16 protein-coding genes are annotated in these 18945 nt (G+C 69.0%); 10 read left to right on the top strand and 6 right to left on the bottom strand.

The window, feature by feature from the left end:
• Nucleotide 1 precedes the first annotated feature (1 nt).
• Nucleotides 2-1732 (bottom strand): bifunctional isocitrate dehydrogenase kinase/phosphatase, encoded by a 1731-nt coding sequence (aceK, locus tag ASE43_RS20785; RefSeq protein ID WP_057161791.1) that lies wholly within the window; start codon nucleotides 1730-1732, stop codon nucleotides 2-4.
• A gap of 101 nt (nucleotides 1733-1833) precedes the next feature.
• Complete coding sequence (locus ASE43_RS20780; RefSeq protein ID WP_200956297.1) at nucleotides 1834-3057, bottom strand: FAD-binding oxidoreductase; 1224 nt, start codon at nucleotides 3055-3057, stop codon at nucleotides 1834-1836.
• Nucleotides 3058-3243: 186 nt separating this feature from the next.
• Here ASE43_RS20780 and ASE43_RS20775 point away from each other — a divergent pair, with 186 nt between their 5' ends.
• Entirely contained in the window at nucleotides 3244-4131 is an 888-nt protein-coding gene (locus ASE43_RS20775; RefSeq protein WP_082607424.1) for a sulfite exporter TauE/SafE family protein, read from the top strand.
• On the opposite strand, the gene ASE43_RS20770 is transcribed toward ASE43_RS20775, so the two are convergent.
• Nucleotides 4100-4834, bottom strand: coding sequence for an AraC family transcriptional regulator (locus ASE43_RS20770; protein ID WP_057161789.1), 735 nt, complete (start codon nucleotides 4832-4834; stop codon nucleotides 4100-4102). The genes ASE43_RS20775 and ASE43_RS20770 overlap by 32 nt on opposite strands.
• A 103-nt stretch (nucleotides 4835-4937) precedes the next feature.
• On the opposite strand from ASE43_RS20770, the gene ASE43_RS20765 reads away from it, so the two are divergent.
• The 9 genes from ASE43_RS20765 (at nucleotide 4938) to ASE43_RS20725 (ending at nucleotide 17106) form a co-directional block, all read left to right on the top strand.
• Nucleotides 4938-5882, top strand: a complete 945-nt coding sequence (locus ASE43_RS20765) for a proline racemase family protein (RefSeq protein WP_057161811.1) — start codon at nucleotides 4938-4940, stop codon at nucleotides 5880-5882.
• Between the two features lie 50 nt (nucleotides 5883-5932).
• A complete protein-coding gene (locus ASE43_RS20760) occupies nucleotides 5933-6838 on the top strand; it encodes a dihydrodipicolinate synthase family protein (protein ID WP_057161788.1) in 906 nt (301 codons plus the stop codon).
• A 28-nt stretch (nucleotides 6839-6866) separates the two neighbouring features.
• Entirely contained in the window at nucleotides 6867-8453 is a 1587-nt protein-coding gene (locus tag ASE43_RS20755; protein ID WP_057161787.1) for an aldehyde dehydrogenase family protein, read from the top strand.
• A gap of 70 nt (nucleotides 8454-8523) precedes the next feature.
• Nucleotides 8524-9441, top strand: a complete 918-nt coding sequence (locus tag ASE43_RS22415; protein WP_200956296.1) for a DUF6708 domain-containing protein — start codon at nucleotides 8524-8526, stop codon at nucleotides 9439-9441.
• 274 nt (nucleotides 9442-9715) lie between these two features.
• Nucleotides 9716-11515 (top strand): DUF885 family protein, encoded by a 1800-nt coding sequence (locus tag ASE43_RS20745; protein WP_057161786.1) that lies wholly within the window; start codon nucleotides 9716-9718, stop codon nucleotides 11513-11515.
• Between the two features lie 780 nt (nucleotides 11516-12295).
• Nucleotides 12296-13732 carry a sialate O-acetylesterase gene (locus ASE43_RS20740; protein WP_057161785.1) on the top strand — a complete coding sequence of 479 codons (1437 nt, stop codon included), beginning with the start codon at nucleotides 12296-12298 and terminating at the stop codon, nucleotides 13730-13732.
• 368 nt (nucleotides 13733-14100) lie between these two features.
• The gene (locus ASE43_RS20735; RefSeq protein ID WP_057161784.1) at nucleotides 14101-15489 is read left to right on the top strand and encodes an alpha/beta hydrolase; all 1389 of its coding nucleotides are present in this window, start codon (nucleotides 14101-14103) and stop codon (nucleotides 15487-15489) included.
• A gap of 183 nt (nucleotides 15490-15672) precedes the next feature.
• Nucleotides 15673-16206, top strand: coding sequence for a hypothetical protein (locus tag ASE43_RS20730; RefSeq protein WP_057161783.1), 534 nt, complete (start codon nucleotides 15673-15675; stop codon nucleotides 16204-16206).
• A gap of 342 nt (nucleotides 16207-16548) precedes the next feature.
• Nucleotides 16549-17106: a hypothetical protein gene (locus ASE43_RS20725; RefSeq protein ID WP_157500167.1), complete on the top strand. Its 558-nt coding sequence runs from the start codon at nucleotides 16549-16551 to the stop codon at nucleotides 17104-17106.
• Between the two features lie 108 nt (nucleotides 17107-17214).
• Here the strand turns inward: ASE43_RS20725 and ASE43_RS20720 are convergent, their stop codons facing one another.
• Genes ASE43_RS20720 through ASE43_RS20710 form a run of 3 tightly spaced genes read right to left on the bottom strand, consistent with a single transcriptional unit; the run spans nucleotide 17215 to nucleotide 18846 of the window.
• Nucleotides 17215-17514 (bottom strand): hypothetical protein, encoded by a 300-nt coding sequence (locus ASE43_RS20720; RefSeq protein ID WP_057161781.1) that lies wholly within the window; start codon nucleotides 17512-17514, stop codon nucleotides 17215-17217.
• A gap of 8 nt (nucleotides 17515-17522) precedes the next feature.
• Nucleotides 17523-17834 (bottom strand): hypothetical protein, encoded by a 312-nt coding sequence (locus tag ASE43_RS20715; protein WP_056177526.1) that lies wholly within the window; start codon nucleotides 17832-17834, stop codon nucleotides 17523-17525.
• 46 nt (nucleotides 17835-17880) lie between these two features.
• The gene (locus ASE43_RS20710) at nucleotides 17881-18846 is read right to left on the bottom strand and encodes a peptidoglycan recognition family protein (RefSeq protein ID WP_057161780.1); all 966 of its coding nucleotides are present in this window, start codon (nucleotides 18844-18846) and stop codon (nucleotides 17881-17883) included.
• Nucleotides 18847-18945 lie beyond the last annotated feature (99 nt).

Here is an 18945-nt window from a genome sequence, read left to right as displayed (position 1 = left end):
GCTAGGGCAGGCGCCGGTCCAACGGATACGGCGCGACGTCGGTGTAGCGGCCGGCGACCAGCGCCGCCTGCACCTGTTGCCACCAGGCGACCTGGAAGATCTCCGGGTGCGCGTGCAGCAGCGCGCCCAGCAAGGGCGGCGCCAGGCCGAGGAAGCGCGGGAACTGCTCGGGGAACACGTCGTTGCCGGCCGCGTAGAACCAGGCCCCCGATTCCATCTCGTCTTCGTGATTGCGCGCCTCGGGCACCGCGCGGAAGCGGCAATCGGTGACCAGGCACAGCTCGTCGTAGTCGTAGAACACCGCGCGGCCGTGGCGCGAGACGCCGAAGTTCTTCAGCAGCAGGTCGCCGGGGAAGATGTTGGCCAGGGCCAGGTCCTTGATCGCCTGGCCGTAGTCGATCGCGGCGGCGCGCGCGGCCTCCAGCGGCTGCTCGCGCAGATACAGGTTCAAGGGCCGCAGCCGGCGTTCGACGTAGCACAGGTGCAACACCAGATCGTCGCCGTCCTGGGTGATGCTGCCGGCGCAGGTGCTCAGCAGTTCCTCCAGCAGGTCCGGCGCGAAGCGTGCGCGCGGAAAGCGCAGGAAGCGGAACGGCTGCGCATCGACCAGGCGGCCGACGCGGTCGTGGTGGAACACCAGCGCGTACTTGGCCTCGACTTCGGTGCGCGCGATGTCCTTGGGATAGGCGAAGCGGTCGCGGATCAGTTTGAACACCAGCGCATAGCTGGGCAGGGTGAACACCGCCATCACCATGCCGCGCTCGCCGTCGGCGCGCACCAGGCGTTCGCCGGCCTGGGCCGCGAACTGACGGAAGAAGGTGCGGTAGCGTTCGGTCTTGCCCTGCTTGGCGCGGCCGAGCACGGTGTAGAGCTCGTCGATCGGCTTGCCCGGCAGCAAGGTGCGCAGGAACACCACCGCGTCGCCGACCGTGGCGAGGTCGGCGTGGAAATAGCTGCGCGAATAGCTGAACAACTGGACCACGTCGGCGCGCAAGGTCAGCACCGCATCGACGCGCAGGGCGCCGCCGTCGTTGACCAGGGCGATCACGCAGGGCGAGAACGCGCGCTCGCCGAATACCCGCCCGATCAGGTAGGCGCGGCGCTCGCGGTAGAACACCGCGTCCAGCAGCTCGATCGCGCGCACCGGGCTGGGGCCCCAATGGTGCAGATCGTCCTGCAGGCGCACCGCGATCCCGGCCGCGCAGCGTGTGCGGTGCGCGTAGGGCACCGCGAACGGATAGTCGTCCAGCACCCGCATCAGGGTTTCGGTGAGCCGGTCCTCCGACACCGCGTAGCTGTGGCGCGCGACCGGGTGGGTGATGGCGTCGGTGGGCTCGATGTCCAGGGCCACGAACTCGATCGCCGCGTCCACGCCGCGAGTCTTGAAGAAGCGCCGGGTCAGGGTGTTGAAGAAGGTCTTGTAGAGCTCGCGATCCAGCAGCGGCTCGATCTGTTCGGCATAGCGCGCGTGCACCGCCGACCATAGCGCGCGGTCGTGGGCCTGCGCGCCCAGGCGCGCGTCCAGCGCGTCGCTGGCCTCGGCCACGCAGCGGTCGTACAGGGCGATGCGCTCGACCGCGTCGTCGCGCGCGCCGTTCCAGTCGCAGGTTTCGAAACGGCCCTTGGCGCGCCGGGTGATCGCGGCGAAGCGCGCGTGGTAATCGGCGAAGGTCTCGCGGATCTGCGCGGCGACGGCGTCGGCTTCGACCAGGGCGACGGGATCGATGGGCATGCGGCCAGTGTACGGCTCACCCGGGCGGCGGCGCGCGCATCCGCGCGTGCGATTCGGAAATCCTGCGGGCGCAAACCTTACCGTCTTGAATCGCGCCGGCTTCAGCCGCCGAAGCGGGCCAGATCGAAGGCCGCCAGTTCGGGCGGTGCCTCGGCCTCGCTCATCGCCCGGGCTACGAGTTCGCCGCTGATCGCGGCCAGGGTCAGCCCCAGGTGCTGGTGGCCGAACGCGTAATGCAGGCGCGGATGACGCGCGCTGCGCCCCATCGCCGGCAGATAGTCGGGCAGGGTCGGGCGCGCGCCGAACCATTCGCTGGGCTCGCCGCGCACCGGCAGGCCGAGTTCGGCGACGTGCCGGCGCAGGCGCCGCCACTTGCCAGGGTCGGGCGGCGAGTCCACGCATGCGTATTCGACGAAACCGGCGGCGCGCAGGCCGCCGTCGAAACGGGTCACGATCATCGAGCGGTCCTCGAACACCACCGGCGGCCGGTCCGGCCAGTCGTGGTCCGCCCACTGCAGGTGATAGCCGCGCTCGGCCACCAGCGGCGCATCGATGCCGACCGAGGCCATCAGGGCGCGCGAACGCGCGCCGGCGCAGACCAGCACGCGCTCGGCGCGCAGTTCCGCGCCGTCGCCGGTGCGCGCGAGCACGCCGTCGTCGTCGAAGCTCAAGGCTTCGATGCGGTCGTAGCGGCGCCCGCCGCCCATGGCCTGGTAGCGGTCGTGCAACGCCGCGGCCAAGCGGCGCGGGTCGGCGATCTGGGCGGTGCCGGAGAACGCGATGCCGGCTTCGATCGGCGCGCGCAACGAAGTACGCAGAGCGTCGAGGTCGCGCGCGATCAAGGCATCGAAACGGGTGTCGCCGATATCGCTGTGCTCCCAGCTCGCGCGGCCCTGCTGCGCGCTGCGCGCGGACTCCCAGCAGACCCAATGCCCGGTTTCGCGCAGCAAGTCCGGCTGCTCCAGGGTCTGCGCGAGTCTTTGCCAGGCCGGCAGCGCTTGCGCGAGCAGGCCGCGCAAGGCCAGCCGGCCGCGTTCGTAGGCGGCGGGCGTGCATGCGCGCAGATAGCGCCAGACCCAGGGCGCGATGCTGAGCGGATCGCGCAGCGCCAGCGGCCCGCCGAAGGCGTACAGCCGCCGCGGCGCCGAGCGCAGCGTCGCGGGCGAGGCCAGCGGCTGCGCCTGTTCGGTGGCGATATGCCCGGCGTTGCCCCAGGACGCGGCCGCGCCTTCGCGATCGGGATCGGTCAGGAGCGTGCGCCAGCCGCGTTGCTGCAGGGCCAATGCGCAGGCATGGCCGATCACGCCGGCGCCGATCACGAGCACGGAAGACGAAGTTCGGCTCAAGCGCGCGGCCCGGGCGGACGAGGAGCCACGATGCTAGGCGCGGCCGCGGCGGGCGACTACGCAAATATCCGCACGCCGGGCGCGGAAGCCAGACAAGCCGCGCGCGCCGGCGCGCACCGAACATGCCTCGGCACGCGTCCGCGTGCGCTGCGCAGGAGTCGGTCGATGGATCCCATCCGGGACGGCACCATCCTTTTGCTGTCGGCACTGACGCTGCTGGCCCTGGGCTATGTCGGGCGCTGGTGGATGATCGAACGCGCGCGCCGCGTGCCGACGGACGCGCCGCGTCGGCCGGATGCGCGCGATCTGGCGACCGGCTTCGTCGCCAACTTCTTCGACACCCTCGGCATCGGTTCCTTCGCCACCACCACCGCGATCTTCAAACTGCGCGGCCGCGTCGACGACGACCGCATTCCCGGCACCTTGAACGTCGGCAACGCGCTGCCGACCGTGGTCCAGGCGCTGATCTTCATCGCGGTGGTGGAAGTCGACCTGACCACCCTGCTGGGCATGATAGGCGCGGCCGTGATCGGCGCCTGGCTGGGTGTGCGCGTGGTCGCCCGCCTGCCGCGGCGCGCGATCCAGATCGGCATGGGCGTGGCCCTGCTGATCGCGGCCGGGCTGTTCCTGGCCGCGAACCTGGATTGGCTGCCCGGCGGCGGCGTCGCGCTGGGATTGGAAGGCGGCAAGCTCGTGTTCGCGATCGCGGTGAGCCTGTTGCTGGGCGCGCTGATGATGCTGGGCATCGGCCTGTACGCGCCCTGCCTGATCCTGGTCGCGCTGCTGGGCATGAATCCGATCGCCGCGTTCCCGATCATGATGGGCGCCTGCGCTTTCCTGATGCCGGTCGGCGGCGGCGCCTTCGTGCGCTCGGGCCGCTACGACCTGCGCGCGGCGCTGGGCCTGGCGGTGGGCGGCATTCCGGGCGTGCTGATCGCCGCGTTCGCGGTCAAGTCGCTGCCGCTGCAATGGCTGCGCTGGCTGGTGGTGGTGGTGGTGCTGTACGCGGCCGCGCAGATGCTCATGTCCGCGCGCAAGGCGGCGCGGGCTTGAGCCGGCGATAGTCGCGCGGGGTCAGGCCGACGCTGGCCTTGAACTGGCGGCTGAAGGCGCTTTGATCGGTGAAGCCGCACTGGTGGCCGATCGCCGCGATGGTGTCCTCGCCGTGCAGGCGCTGCATCGCCGCTTCGATGCGCAGGCGCGTGAGCCATTGCTGCGGCGCGAGCTGGAACACGCGCCGGAACTGGCGTTCCAGTTGCGATAACGACAGGCCCGCCAATTCCGCCAGGGCCTGCATGCGCACGGGTTCGCCGTAATGCGCTTCCATGTGGTCGAGCACGCGGCGCAGGCGCGCGTAGCCGGGATGACGGCCGTCGGGCTGGGCGAGGTCGCGCGAGATGCCGATCAGGCCCAACACCTCGCCTTCGTGCCACAGCGGCTGCTTGCTGGTCAGGCACCAGCCCGCGGCGCGGTTCTGGAACATGTGCATTTCCAGCTGGTCGTCGATGCGCCCGCCGGCCAGCACGCGCCGGTCCTGCGCGGAGTAGCTGTCGCCCAGGCGCGCCGGAAACAACTCGCTCGCGCCGCGGCCGATCACCGCCTCGCGCCCGCCCAGGCCGAGGCGCTGGACCAGGGTCTGATTGGCGTGGGTGTAGCGGCCCTGGCGGTCCTTGATGAAGAACACCACGTCGGGCAGACGATCGAACAACTCCTGCAGGAGGTCCGGGTCCACCAGCGGCAGCGGCGCGGAAGGCATCGTCCGATTATGCGGCGCGCGCGAAACTTTGTGCCGATTTCCGCATCCGCCGTGGCGCAAGCCCGCTAGACCCGCACGCGCCCTCGGCCGGACCATGGCGATCATGCGCAGCATCGACTACATCGACAGCCACACCGGCGGCGAGCCCACGCGGGTGGTGCTGTCCGGCCTGCCCGATCTGGGCAGCGGCGATCTGGCCGAGCAGCGCGCGGCCTTCGCCGCCCACCACGACCGCTGGCGCAGCGCGATCGCCTGCGAGCCGCGCGGCTCCGACGCCATGGTCGGCGCCTTGCTGCTGCCGCCGCAGCACGTGTTCTCGGTGGCCTCGACGATCTTCTTCAACAACGTCGGCACCCTGGGCATGTGCGGCCACGGTACCATCGGCCTGGTGCGCACGCTCGCGCACCTGGGCCGGATCGGCCCGGGTCGGCATGCGATAGACACGCCAGTGGGCACGGTGGTGGCGCAGCTGCACACCGACGGTCTGGTCTCCATCGACAACGTCGAAAGCTATCGCCACGCCCAGGACGTGGTGCTGGACGTGCCCGGCTACGGCCGCGTGCGCGGCGACGTGGCCTGGGGCGGCAACTGGTTCTACATCACCCGCGACGGCACGATCCCGCTGGCGGTCGCGCATTGGCGCGCGCTGACCGCCTACACCGAGGCGATCCGGCACGCGCTGGAAGCCGCCGGCGTGCGTGGCGCGGGCGGCGCCGAAATCGACCACATCGAACTCAACGGCGCGGCCACCACGCCCGGCGTGGATGCGCGCAACTTCGTGCTGTGCCCGGGCCTGGCCTACGACCGCTCGCCCTGCGGCACCGGCTTCTCGGCCAAGCTGGCCTGCCTGGCCGCCGACGGCGCGCTCGCGCCCGGTGCGGTCACGCGCATGGAGAGCGTGCTGGGCAGCGTGTTCGAAGGCAGCTACGAACATGCCGCCGATGGCCGCATCCGTCCGCGCATCAGCGGCCGCGCGCATCTGATGGCGCAGGGCCGGCTGCTGGTCGAGGACGACGATCCCTTCGCCTGGGGCGTGCGTCCCGAGTAGACGCCGCGCGCCGCGAACCCTTTCAACACCGTATCGAACAGGATCCCTACATGAGCAACGCAAGCTTCTGGCGCGGCGTCGTGCCCGCCATCACCACGCCGTTCACCGCCGACGGCTCGGTCGACCATGCTTTCCTCGCCCACCACGCCAACCAGCTCATCGACGCCGGTTGCACGGGCATCGTGCCGCTGGGTTCGCTGGGCGAGGGCGCGACGCTGTCGTTCGAGGAGAAGCTGGCGATCATCGAAACCCTGGTCGCGGCGCTGGGCGATCGCGCGCCGGTGATCCCCGGCATCGCCGCCCTGTCCACCGCCGAGGCCGTGCGCCTGGCCCAGGCCGCCGAGCGTCTGGGCGCGCGCGGCCTGATGGCGCTGCCTCCCTACGTCTATTCCACCGACTGGCGCGAGATGGGCGCGCACATGCGCGCCATCCTCGAGGCCACCGACCTGCCGGTGCTGCTGTACAACAACCCGGTCGCCTACAAGACCGACTTCGTGCCCGAGCGCATCGCCGAGCTCGCCGCCGCCTATCCGAACCTGCAGGCGGTCAAGGAATCCTCCTGCGACATCCGCCGCTTCGCCGCGATCAAGGCCCTGCTGGGCGACCGCCTGGAACTCATGGTCGGCATGGACGATGCGATCGTGGAAGGCGTGTCGATGGGCGCGGTGGGCTGGATCGCCGGCGTGGTCAACGCCTTCCCGGCCGAATCGGTGCGCGTGTTCGAACAGGCCCGCGCCGGCGGCGCGCCGGCGGCGATGGCGCTCTACGCGTGGTTGCTGCCGCTTCTGCGCATGGACACCGTGCCCAAGTTCGTGCAGCTGATCAAACTGCAGCAGCAGCGCGTGGGCATGGGCGACGAGCGCGTGCGCGCGCCGCGTATGGTGGTGGAGGGCGCCGAACGCGCCGAGGCGCTGGCGGTGATCGAGCACGCCCTGGCTACGCGCCCCAAGCTTTGATCCAGGCCACCCCGCGAGGAACCAGCGCATGCAACCGATTCTGATCGCAGGCCAATGGCAGCAAAGCCGCGACGACGCCGGCGGCTTTCGCGCGTTGGATCCGGCCAGTGGCGAGCCCATCGGCGAGATCTTTCCGCGCTCGGGCCCGCGCGATATCGAGGCGGCCGTGGCCGCGGCCAGCGCGGTCGCCGACGAACTGGCGGCGACCGCGCCCGCGCGCATCGCCGATTTTCTCGAACGCTACGCGGCCGGCATCGAGGCGGCCGCGGACGAACTGGTCGCGATCGCGCATGCCGAAACCGCGCTGCCGCTGGCGCCGCGCCTGTCCGCGGTCGAACTGCCGCGCACCACCGGCCAACTGCGCCAGGCCGCGGCGGCGGTGCGCGCTTACGCCTGGACGCAGCCGGTCATCGATACCCAGGCCGGGCTGCGCGCGCACTACGCGCCCCTGCACAAGCCGGTGCTGGTGTTCGGCCCCAACAATTTCCCGTTCGCCTTCAACGCGGTGGCCGGCAGCGATTTCGCCTCCGCCATCGCCGCGCGCAATCCGGTGATCGCCAAGGCCCATCCCTCGCATCCGGGCACCAGCCGCGTGCTCGCGCGCATCGCCCATGAGGCCGTGCACGCCAGCGGCCTGCCGGAGGCGACGGTGCAGCTGCTGTACGACCTCGACCCCGAGCGCGGCCTGCAGCTGGCCGGCGACCGCCGCCTGGGCGCGATCGGTTTCACCGGCAGTCGCGGCGGCGGTCTGGCGCTGAAGGCCGCGGCGGACCGCGCCGGCATCCCGATCTACGCCGAGATGTCGAGCGTCAACCCGGTGTTCCTGCTGCCCGGCGCGCTGCGCGAACGCGGCGAAGCGCTGGCGCAGGAGTTTCATGCCTCCTGCACCCTGGGCAGCGGCCAGTTCTGCACCAACCCCGGTGTGGTGGCGCTGCCGCAGGGCGAGGACGGCGACGCCTTCGTCGCCGCTGCCGCCGCGCGCTTCGTCGCCGCGGCGCCCGCGGTGCTGTTCTCTTCCGGCGTGCAGCGCCAGCTGGAGCTGGCGGTGACGCGGCTGCGCGCGGCCGGCGCGCAGGTGGTGGCCGGCGCGGCGCAGGCGTCGGGTCCCGGCGCGCGTTTTGCGCCGACCCTGCTGAGCGTGGACGGCGCGGACTTCCTAGCCGCCGCCGAAGCCCTGCAGCAGGAAGCCTTCGGACCGGTCTCGCTGCTGCTGCGTTATCGCGACGCCGACCAGGCCGTGGCGATCGCGCGCGCCTTCGACGGCAATCTCACCGGCAGCCTGCACAGCGCCGCCGACGGCAGCGACGAGGAAACGCGCACGCGCATCGCCGCGGCCTTGCGTCCGCGCGTGGGCCGTCTGATCGACGACAAGTGGCCGACCGGCGTGGCCGTGAGTGCGGCCATGCAGCACGGCGGGCCCTATCCCAGCACCAGCCACGCCGGTTTCACCTCGGTCGGCATGCCCGCGTCCATCCATCGCTATGCCGCATTGCACAGCTACGACAACGTGCGCCAGGACCGCCTGCCGCCCGAGCTGCGTGACGCCAACCCCGGCGGCGTGCAACGCTGTATCGACGGAGTCTGGACCACCGCCGACCTCGATTCGGGCGTTTGACGCGACCGGGTCGGATCGATGCGCGTCGGCGTGCTCGGCCCGCATCGAACCACTGGCCGAGTGACAGAACATGAGTCGTGAAAACAATCCGGACTACGATATTCGGCTGCCGCCATGGAATGCGCCCGATCCGCAGTTCGGATTGGCCGGTAAAAGTCGCAAGAAGACCTTATTGGCGGGGAAAGCGCCTTGGCGCATTGCCCCGCGCGAAAAACACGAGCCTGTGCACGGCAAGGCGAGCTCGTGCGATTCCCTGTTGAGCGTTCATCCCAACGCCATCGTGGTCGGCGCGCCGGCGGGCACGACCGAAATCGCATTCATGATGGGCTTGTATACGATACTCATCGGATTCGCCGCCGGCATGTTCGGATGGGGTGCCGTCGAATCCATCATGGATCTGGATCCGAGCAAGTCGGATCATGTCTTGAATGCATCGATTTCCATCGTCTCGACGCTCGCGGCGCTGTTCTTTCTGGTTGCGGCGATCTTTTTCTTCCGGGTTGGATTTCTTACCCCCCGCGATCTGCCGGTCCTGTTCAACCGCCAGACCCGAGAGGTTTCATTCTTCGCCGTCATCCCGATGAAGTTCTGGAAATTCTGGCAACGTGCCGGCGTTGGCGAGGTAAAAACCTATCGCTGGGACGATGCCCATGCGCGCAGCTATCGACTCAACGAGATGACGGGCGAAGCGGCGCGCACTACGTATCTGCTGGCGTTGCTGTGGGACGACCCCAAGCAACCCGGGCAATGCCCGCAGATCGCGACCATCGGCTACAAGGGTTGGTGGGAGGATGAATTGCTGTGGCGCCTGTACGAGCACATTCGACGCTACATGGAAGAGGGCGGCCCGCCGATTCAGCCGGGCGAGAGCCTGCGGCGTTCGGGAACGGGCGCGTTGCCGCAATTCCCAGCGCAGGTCATCGCCGCCGCCGGCGGGCCGGCCTTGAGCGAGGACGCCGTGCATCGGCTGGCGAGCGTTCGCGAATGACGCACCCTTGTCGTCTGCCAGCGCCCACGACGCCGGCCTCGCCGCGGCCGGCATGCCCGCATCCATCCATCGCCATGCCGCGCCGCGCCGCCGCGACAACGCGCGCCAGGACCGCTTGCCGCCCGCATCGCGTGACGCCGGCCGCGGCAGCATGCAAGGCTGTATCGACGCAATCTGGACCACACCCGCTCCGACTCGAGCGCCTGACGCCACCGGGTCGGATCGATGCGCGTCTCCCGTTCCGCCCGCATCCATCTTCGCCGAGAGTCCGCGCATGATCGTTCGCCTGCTGTGTCCGCCCTTGTTGCTCGCCGTGCTGTCGTTGACGGGCCCGACGCCGGCCAGCGCCGCCGAAGCCGGCGCCAGCGCCGCCGCCGCCGCGCCCAACGAGACCACGCGCCAGTTGCGCGAGCTCTACGACGCCGAGTGGCGCTGGCGCCAGCAGGAATTCGTGCGCGTGCGCGAGCCCGACGGCCGCTGGGAAGACGGCGACCGCATGCCCAGCGTCACCCCGCAGGCCTGGCAGCGCCGCGTCGCCTACTGGGAAAAGGCCCTGGCCGAGCTCGACGCGCTGCCGCAGGCGCAGCTGTCGGACGAGGAACGCATCAACGCCGCGGTGTTCCGCACCTCGGTGACGATCGAGCTCAACAACGCGCGTTACCGCACCTATGAGGCGCCGTTCAACAGCGATACCTTCTTCTGGGGTGGGCTCAACCCGCGTCGCCCCTACCAGAAGGCCGAGGAATACCGCCGCCTGCTCGGCCGCCTGCACGACCTGCCGCGCTACTTCGACGAGAACATCGCCAACATGCGCGCGGGCCTGGCGCGCGGCTACAGCGTGCCGCGCGTCGCCATCGAAGGCCGCGACCGCACCATCGAGGCCTATGCCAAGGGCGGCGCCGACAATCCGTTCACCGCCACCTTCGCCGCGATTCCCGCGCACCTGGGCGAACAGACGCGACGCGCCCTGCAGGCCGAGGGCGAGCGCGCGATCCGCGACGAAGTGGCGCCGGCCTACGCCAAGCTGCTGCGCTTCATGCGCGAGGAATACCTGCCGCGCACGCGCACCAGCACCGCCGCGCGCGAGCTGCCCGACGGCGAGGCCTTCTATCGCAGCCAGATCCTCGAATACACCACCACCGACCTGACCCCGGCGCAGATCCACGAGATCGGCAAGCAGGAGGTCGCGCGCATCTCGGCCGAGATGCACGAGGTGATGCGCAAGGCCGGCTTCAAGGGAAGCTTCGCGGAGTTCCTGGCGTTCCTGCGCAGCGATCCGCAGTTCTACGCCAAGACCCCGCGCGAACTGCTGTCGTATTCGGCCTACGTGACCAAAAAAGTCGACGGCCGCCTCGAGGACCTGTTCACTCAGCTGCCGCGCAAGCGCTTCGCGATCCTGCCGGTGCCGGACGACATCGCGCCGATCTACACCTCCGGGCGCGGCGGCCTGGACTCGTGCCTGATGAACACCTACGACCTGCCGTCGCGGCCGCTGTACACCCTGGCCGCGCTGACCCTGCACGAATGCGTACCCGGCCACAGCCATCAGGCGGCGATGGCGCTGGAAGCGCCGGACCGTCCGGACTTCCGCCGCCAGACCTATTTCTCCGGCTACGGCGAAGGCTGGGGCCTGTACACCGAATGGCTGGGCATCGAGCTGGGCGTGTACGAAACGCCGTACGAGGACTTCGGCCGCCTGACCTTCGAAATGTGGCGCGCCGCGCGGCTGGTCATCGACACCGGCCTGCACGAGTACGGCTGGAACCGCCAGCAGGCGATCGACTATCTGTCGCAGCACACCGCACTGGCGCCGCACGATATCCGCACCGAGGTCGATCGCTACATCAGCTGGCCCGGCCAGGCGCTGGCCTACTACCTGGGCTATCGCAGCATCCGGCAGCTGCGCAGCGAGGCGGAGACGACGCTGGGCACGCGTTTCAACGAGGCCAAGTTCCACGACACCCTGCTGAACCTGGGTTCGGTGCCGCTGCCGGTGCTGGAACGCGAGATGCGTCGCTTCGTCGCTACGAGCCAAGCCGAGGTGACCACCGCGCCGGCCGCCGCCGCGCGCTGAGCGAGCGCCTAGGCCGCGCCGTCCCGCGAGCGGGGACGGCGCCTGTGGCAGGTTGCGCGCCATCGCGGCTTACGCCGCTCCCACAGAGAGCGCGAAGCTCGCATCGTCGGTGAAGCGACGCGGTGGCGACTTGCGCCGCTCCTGCATCGAAGAGGCGTGGCTTTCTGTGGGAGCGGCGTAAGCCGCGATCGCATCACCCACATCCGACGCAAGCCCGCCCGCCCCTGTAGGAGCGGCGCAAGCCGCGACCGCGTCATCCACTTACGACGTAAGCCTCGCCCCACCAGCACAAGCGGCGCCCCACAGAGACTTCCCTCGGTCATAAGACGCAATCGATCAGCAGCGAACGCACCGCCATTCCCACCCGCCGGAACGACCGCGGCAACAAAACAAACCGCATCCAACAAACGCGCGTCGAGCACACAACGAATGTGCGCAACTCTGCTCTCAAGGCAGCCTGAAATCGCACGCGACCAAGGTCACATAGACGCGCGCGCGCTCACCCGCCAAGACTGATCGCGCATCCTGCAGAACCTCAAGCAGCCTGGAGCGCCCAGCACCATACCGAACCGTCGCATACGATCCGCGCTCGCAATTCGATCCCGTGCGCGGTCGGTCCGACGCCGGGTCCGGCTGCGCGCGTATCCCGCGCATCGGCTGTCCTGGGCTGGGACGGTTCGGAGATGTTCCCGAGGTGAGCGCAGTTTGCCCTTGCCGCCGGCGACGTCGATCCGCTATCGACGTCGGCGGAACCGTCGCTTACGACCAGTGAGTCTTGCCATGTCCATCATCGCCCGTTTCCTCGCCATTGCGACGCTGTGCCTATCGTTTGCCGGCGCCGCGAGCGCGCAGACCGCCATCGCGATCAACAATCCCAGCTTCGAAGCCGACCCCATCGCGGGCGCACAGGCCCCGGTCTTCCAGATCCGAGTGCCCACAGGCTGGACGGCGGTGGGGCCTAGCCAGGGCTCCGGCCTGCTCGCACCCAACGCGACCGCCAACGACACGTTCTACCCCGGCGCCACCTACGGCTTCGACGGAAATCAGATCGCATTCCGCTACCAGGATGGCGGCGCGCTGGAGCAGGTGCTGAGCGAACGTCTGCAGGCGAACACCCGTTACACCCTCAGCGTCGCCAGCGGCACGCGCGCACCCGATGCCCAGGGCAGGGACCTGTTCGCCGGCTACGACATCCGCCTGGAAACCGAGAACGGCCATCTGGTCGGCGCCTGGAGCGGCATCGGCCGCAACCTCGCACCCTCGGCGCAGTTCACCGATACCACGCGCATGTTCGACAGCGGCCCGGCGCCGGCCGGCGCCGGCGAGCGCCTGCGCATCCGCCTGCGTCAGGTCGTGCCCAACTACGGCTACACCGATCTGGACAACGTGCGGTTGAGCAAGACGCCCTTGCCCGCACGCGCAACGCTGCCGATCGACGTGGTGATCGTGGCCGGGCAGTCCAACGCGCACGGCTGGACCGCGCGCTCCGATCAACTCGGCACCGCAAACGCGCCCTATGCTCTTTGGCCGGATTCGCGCGCCTTGCTGGGCTATCACCAGCGTTCGATATCCGACGCCGTCGCCAACATCGGGTCCATGGGGCAGCTCGACACCCAGGGCTCGGGCTTCTCAGGCAACTACGACGGCTTCGGCCCGGAGCTGTCGCTGGGCGGCGATCTGGCCGCGCTGAACAAGGCGCCGATCGCGGTGATCAAGTACGCCGTCGGCGGGGCGGGCCTGTACTACGGCTTCCAGAAGCGCAATCCGGCCGGCTACGAGGCGCTGTATCCGCCGATGATCCAGCACATCCAGACCATGCTCACCCAGTTGCGCGCGCAAGGCTACACGCCCAGGCTGCGCGCGATGTTCTGGCTGCAGGGCGAGACCGACGCGATCTACGGCGGTGCCGCGCAGTACGAGGCCAACATCAAGCAGTTCATCGCCGACGTGCGCACCGATATCGAGGCGCCTGAGCTGCAGTTCTATCTGACCCAGATCAATCCCTACATGCCCGCCTTCGCCTCCTACCAGGCCACGGTGCATCAGGTGAACATGGGCATGGTCAACGCCGCCGCCGCCGATCCGTCCCGGGTGTTCTTCGTCGCCACCGACGACATCCGCTGCGGCTTCGCGCCCGACGGCATCCACTACACCGCCAACCAGACCATCGCCATCGGCCAGCGTTGGGCCAACCTCTACCTGCGCTTCAACCCCTGAGCAACAGCAGTGGCCGGTCCGCGGGGTCGTAGCCTCGGGCCGGCCCTGCACCTTCCGCCGCCGCCGCACCGACGCGGTGCGGCCGCTTGTCCGAACCGGCCAAGCGCATCCGGAACCGGACCGATTTCGCGTTCCCGAGCCATCATCTCCTCTACCGGCGCCGCTCTGCCGTAGCATGCTCGCCTGCGGCCGAGCATCGGCGCCGCGGCGACGGATCGCCCCGATCCCGATACGCCGCGTGCGGTCTATGATCGTCTTGCGCATGACTTGTGGCTGCGATGCGGAACCATTGCAACGCTAGCCCGGGTTTTTGCATCGATCCTGTGGATACCACCCCGGCGCGACGCGCCGACCACCGAGACTGCCCCATGCCGTACAGCCGAATTCCGCGCTCCCTGCTGCCGCTGCTGTTGCTGACCAGCCCGGCCGCGTTCGCCTCCAACGCCACCGACACCACCAGCTGCCACGCCGGCGCCTACCGCCTCGACGACGGCAGCATCGTCGACGTCGCCAACGCCGACAAAGGCGCGCTGCGCTGGCGCCTGATCGACGGCCGCACCGGCCGCCTGAGCGAGCGCGACGGCCAGTGGACCAGCACCCTGGGCTGGACCGAGCGCCCCGACAACGTGCGCGTGAGCTTCGGCGACTGCGGCCAGGGCAAGATCGCCTTCGAGGGCAAGAACGGACGCAAGCTCAAGTTCGACATCACCGAGACCCGCTTCGAAGGCAACGACGTCAACCTGCGCGGCCGCCTGGTGCTCCCGCCCGGTGCCGGCCCGGTGCCGATCATCGTCACCGTGCACGGCTCGGAGGACTACTCCGGCGTCAACCGCTATCACATGCAGAACCTGTACCCGGCCAACGGCGTGGGCGTGTTCGTGTACGACAAGCGCGGCACCGGCGAATCCGGCGGCAAGTACACCCAGGATTTCTACCTGCTGTCCGACGACGCCAAGGCCGCGCTGCGCGAAGCCAAGCGTCTGGCCGGCAAGCGCGCCGGCCGGATCGGCTTTTCGGGCGGCAGCCAGGCCGGCTGGATCGCGCCGCTGGCCGCCAGCAAGACCCCGGAAGCGGCCTTCGTCGCGGTCGGCTACGGCATGGCGATCAGCCCGCTCGGCGAGGATGCCGGCCAGGTCGCGCTGGACCTGCGCAACGCCGGCTACGGCGACGACGTGGTGGCCAAGGCGCGCGAAGTCACCGACGCCACCGGCAAAATCGTCGCCTCGCACGGCAAGGACGGCTGGGACGCGCTGACCGTGGCGCGCAACAAGTACGGCCAGGAAAAGTGGTGGGGCGCGATGAAGGGCGAGTACACCGGCCTGGTCGTCTCGCACACCCCGCAGCAGCTCAAGGCGATGGAGCCCGAGCTGGACAAGGGCACCAGCTGGGACTACGACCCGATGCCGGTGCTGCGCGAACTCAAGGTGCCGCAGCTGTGGATGCTGGCCGGCGCCGACCGCGAAGCGCCGCCGGAGGAAACCCGCCAGCGCCTGCAGTCGGTCGCCGCCGAAGGCCGCCCGCTGACCCTGGTGGTATTCCCCGACACCGACCACGGCATCCTCAAGTTCGAAACCGCCGCCAACGGCGAGCGCACCGAGACCCGCATCGCCGACGGTTACTTCCGCATGCAGCTGGACTGGATCAAGACCGGCAAGCTCGGCCGCGGCCCCTACGGCGACGCGCAGGTGCTGACCGGCGCCGCGCCCGCCGCACCGGCGACGCCGCCCGCGGCCGCGCCCAAGGCTGCCAAGCCTTAAGCCGACGCGCATCGCCGGCAGCAACGAAGGGCGCCGCAGGGCGCCCTTCGCTTTTGCGGCCAACCGGTTCGGCGCAGCGGGGCGTAACCGCGTTGACACGATCCGACCGCGTTGCCGACCATGGCGCCCGCGCCAGGGGGCGCGTCGGCGCGTCGCGCCTATCGATACGCGAACAGGGGCTCCATGAAACTGATGCAAGCATTGCGGTGCCTGGCGATCCTGGCACTGGTCCTGGTGTTGTCCGCCTGCGCGACCTCGCGCAATCTCGCCGACGGCAAGCGCATCGCGCCCGGCCAGGGCGTGCTGGTGTTCAAGGTCGAGAGCAACCTGACCTGGCTGCAATTGCAGTTCAAGAAGTTCCGGGCCCAGGAGACCTTCGGTTCGGCCATGGCCGAGGCCTTCATCGGCCCCGACGAGGCCGTGTTCGTGAATCAACCGGAAAAATACTGGGTGATGCCGGTGACCTCGGGCGACTACATGTGGAGCAAGATCGTCGTCACCGGCCGCGAGGCGAGCTTCCACTCCTCGAACAAGTTCACCGTCGAAGCCGGCGCCATCACTTACGCCGGTCATATCCGCATCGACTCGCGCGGCAACATGGCGCGCATCCTGGCCACGGACGAGGAAGCCGACATGCGGACCTTCCTCGAGCGCGACTATCCGCAGTACATGCGGACGATGGCGTTCAAGAAGCACATCACGGACATGAGTCTGTAAGCGGATCGGCGATGGCGCTGACGGCAAGCGCCCCGGCGCCCGCAATCGGCCCAAGACGAGGCCAGCCGCCTTCGGAAAGCGGGGCGGACTCACGCGCGCGGCGAGTAGCCGATGGCTCCAGGTGCAAGTGTTGCTAGGCGCTTACGAATGCGCCCTGACTTTCACCATCGCCGGCTTCGAACGTCTGGACGAAAGCCGATGCGCAAGACCGAGCACCACCAGGTTACGGCGCGGCCTGGACCCGCTTCGCGGCCCGATTCAATAGTGGACCTAAGGCGGCGATTCGAGCATATCGTATGGGTGTCGCTCTTCGCCTTCCATGAGCCCGTAAGGATCACGACCATGAATCGTCTGCTCGCCCTGACATTGGCCCTAGGACTCGCACCCACAGCGACTTTCGCAGCGGAACCGATCCGCAAATCGGAGCAATGCTGGCAGGGTTCGTTCACCGAGCAGCTGAGCGGACCCGTGCGCGATCTGAGCTCGTCGGGGCGGGGATCGGGCTATACGAGCAGCTACGACGGCGACTTCAAGTGGAAGGGAGAGCCGGCCCGGCAGGCGGTAACGTCGACGTATGTCTTCTGCTTCACCGATCGATTGGACGATGGCGGCGCGCTGATCGCCAATGGCAAGCGGATCGAGCTCGATCGGATCGGTTCGATCCGGCGCCCGCCGGTGGCGCAGGAGAGCGCCTTCCGCAGCTCGGTATCCATCCGGGATGTCCGTGAGTTCCCGAGGCTGTACGGTATCTTCAGCACACCCGGCAAGCCGAGCACCAGCTTGGAGATCCAACTGGAGCCGTTGCGCGAGAAGGTCTTGGTCGTGTCCAGTGCGCGCGACCAGGCTGGGCACCGCATCGTCAGCGTATTGGAGGGCCCGGCTACCCGCGTGGCTCCCTGAAGTCGCGCGACGCGCGAGGCGGAAACATGCCCCGCTTGTGAGTTTTTTGGCAGCGGAAATCGATCATGCGTCGCGGGCTTCGAGCCACACCGTCGACGGCCCGGACTGTCACCTCACTGGACCGCCAACCCCATCCTCGACCAACTCCATCTCATCCGAATCCAAGGCCAGATCGTGGCTGTGGATGCGTCCGGGCGAATGCGGGAACTCGGCTTCGATCCAGGCCGCGCCCCATTCGTCGATCTCGCTGATCGGCAGCACCTGGCCGACCAGCGACGACAGGCGCGCGAACTCGTCGGCGGGAATCTGGCGTTCCAGCCAGGCTGAAATCTTCAGCACACGTACGCGCGAGCCGACGTGGACGCGGCGGCCCCGGCAGTCCACGGGCGGCGGCGGGGCGTCGCTCACGCGTTCGCTCAGGGGTTGTTGCCGTCCGGCATCATCAGCACCAGCGGCTCGCAGGCCTTCGCATCGCAGCCCCACTTGCGCACGTTGTCGCCGCGCGTCCAGGTCGCGGTGGCTGCGGCGTTGATCTCGAACTCCCAATCCTGGCCGCCCGCGCGCAGGCTGCCCTTGATCGAGCAGGGCAGCCAGTAATAGGCGTCGTGGGTGCCGTCGGGGTACTCGCGCGCGGCGGCGAAGTAATTCGCCACCTGTTTGTCGCTCAGTGTCCATGCCTCGCAGCGGGGCTTGAGCGTGGGGTCCTTGCCCGAGGCGGCATCGAACACCGCGCGATCGACGCGCGTGACCGTGATCGCGGAGGCGGCGCCGGACTTAGCGGGTGGGCCCGGATGGCTGCACGACGGTAGGAGGGGGAGTGCGATTGCCAGGCACATACAGATCCGCGCCTTCGCCCAGGGTCTTGTACGAGATGGCATCGTGTTTGTAGACGTCTTTGTCATTGAGCCCGTATTCCTTTTGCAGCGTGCCCACCAGCTTGTTGATCGACGCGGTCTGCTCGGGCGTCGGCGCGTCCCAGGTCTTGGTCTTGCTGTTGTAGCTGCCGACCACCTCGATGCCGACGCTGTCGGAGTTCATCGGGAAACGGTCCGGATAGGGCTTGGCCTTCTCGTGATCGTGGATCGCCTTCGGGTTCCAGCCGGTCTTGTCGAAGAACGCCTTCTCTTCCTTCGAGCAATTGCCTTCCTCGACGCAGCGGCCGCGGATCTTGCCCACATGCTGGGTCTGCTGATTGAGGCTGGCGGTCTGGTAGATCGTGCCGTCCTTGTCGATCAGGAAGTGGGTGCCGGTGCCGGTCTTGAACGAGTTCAACGCGCCTTGCGCGGTCGAGCCCTCGGTGCGGTGCATGACCACCGCGTGGACGTCCTTGAGCGTTCCCTTCTCCAGCGCCGCGATCGGCTGCTTGGTGATGCCCGGATCGGTGAGGTAACCGTCCTTGCCGACCTGCGGCGTGTGCGCGTAAGCGCTCAGGGTCTGGTCGGCGTTGGTCTTGGCCATCGCGGTCGGCACGCTGACCCAAGGCTGCGCGTCGGGCGGCGTGCCGGCGCCCTTCATCGCGAACACCGAGGGCACGGCGGCATCGGGCTTGCCGACCACGATGCGATCGAAGTCGCCCATTTGCGGGTTGCGCTTGAGCTGGTCGTACAGCCCGGCGGCGACGTTGCGGGATTCGGCGTCGTTCCACTGCCCGGTGGCTTTCACGCCGTCGAAGACTTTCTGATAGCGGGCGTGATCGGGGTGGGACGCGTCGTAGGGGAGTACGGGGGTCGGGTCGGCCATCGGAAATCCTTTCCTGTGCGGGCGCGAGGCGGTGCTCGTCGCGAGGAAACTGCCAGCTTTCCGCGGGCCTATCAAGTGAGGGGGCGCCGCGGCGCGCGA

The organism is Lysobacter sp. Root983, from assembly GCF_001429345.1.
Classification (GTDB): Bacteria; Pseudomonadota; Gammaproteobacteria; order Xanthomonadales; family Xanthomonadaceae; genus Lysobacter.
This window is presented reverse-complemented; position numbering and strand designations above follow the sequence as displayed.

Excerpts from the sequence above, each read along its gene's own strand:
- aceK (WP_057161791.1), bottom strand. The coding sequence starts at position 1,732 with ATGCCCATCGATCCCGTCGCCCTGGTCGAAGCCGACGCCGTCGCCGCG.
- ASE43_RS20775 (WP_082607424.1), top strand. The coding sequence starts at position 3,244 with ATGGATCCCATCCGGGACGGCACCATCCTTTTGCTGTCGGCACTGACG.
- ASE43_RS20770 (WP_057161789.1), bottom strand. The coding sequence starts at position 4,834 with ATGCCTTCCGCGCCGCTGCCGCTGGTGGACCCGGACCTCCTGCAGGAG.
- ASE43_RS20765 (WP_057161811.1), top strand. The coding sequence starts at position 4,938 with ATGCGCAGCATCGACTACATCGACAGCCACACCGGCGGCGAGCCCACG.
- ASE43_RS20760 (WP_057161788.1), top strand. The coding sequence starts at position 5,933 with ATGAGCAACGCAAGCTTCTGGCGCGGCGTCGTGCCCGCCATCACCACG.
- ASE43_RS20755 (WP_057161787.1), top strand. The coding sequence starts at position 6,867 with ATGCAACCGATTCTGATCGCAGGCCAATGGCAGCAAAGCCGCGACGAC.
- ASE43_RS22415 (WP_200956296.1), top strand. The coding sequence starts at position 8,524 with ATGAGTCGTGAAAACAATCCGGACTACGATATTCGGCTGCCGCCATGG.
- ASE43_RS20745 (WP_057161786.1), top strand. The coding sequence starts at position 9,716 with ATGATCGTTCGCCTGCTGTGTCCGCCCTTGTTGCTCGCCGTGCTGTCG.
- ASE43_RS20740 (WP_057161785.1), top strand. The coding sequence starts at position 12,296 with ATGTCCATCATCGCCCGTTTCCTCGCCATTGCGACGCTGTGCCTATCG.
- ASE43_RS20735 (WP_057161784.1), top strand. The coding sequence starts at position 14,101 with ATGCCGTACAGCCGAATTCCGCGCTCCCTGCTGCCGCTGCTGTTGCTG.
- ASE43_RS20730 (WP_057161783.1), top strand. The coding sequence starts at position 15,673 with ATGAAACTGATGCAAGCATTGCGGTGCCTGGCGATCCTGGCACTGGTC.
- ASE43_RS20725 (WP_157500167.1), top strand. The coding sequence starts at position 16,549 with ATGAATCGTCTGCTCGCCCTGACATTGGCCCTAGGACTCGCACCCACA.
- ASE43_RS20710 (WP_057161780.1), bottom strand. The coding sequence starts at position 18,846 with ATGGCCGACCCGACCCCCGTACTCCCCTACGACGCGTCCCACCCCGAT.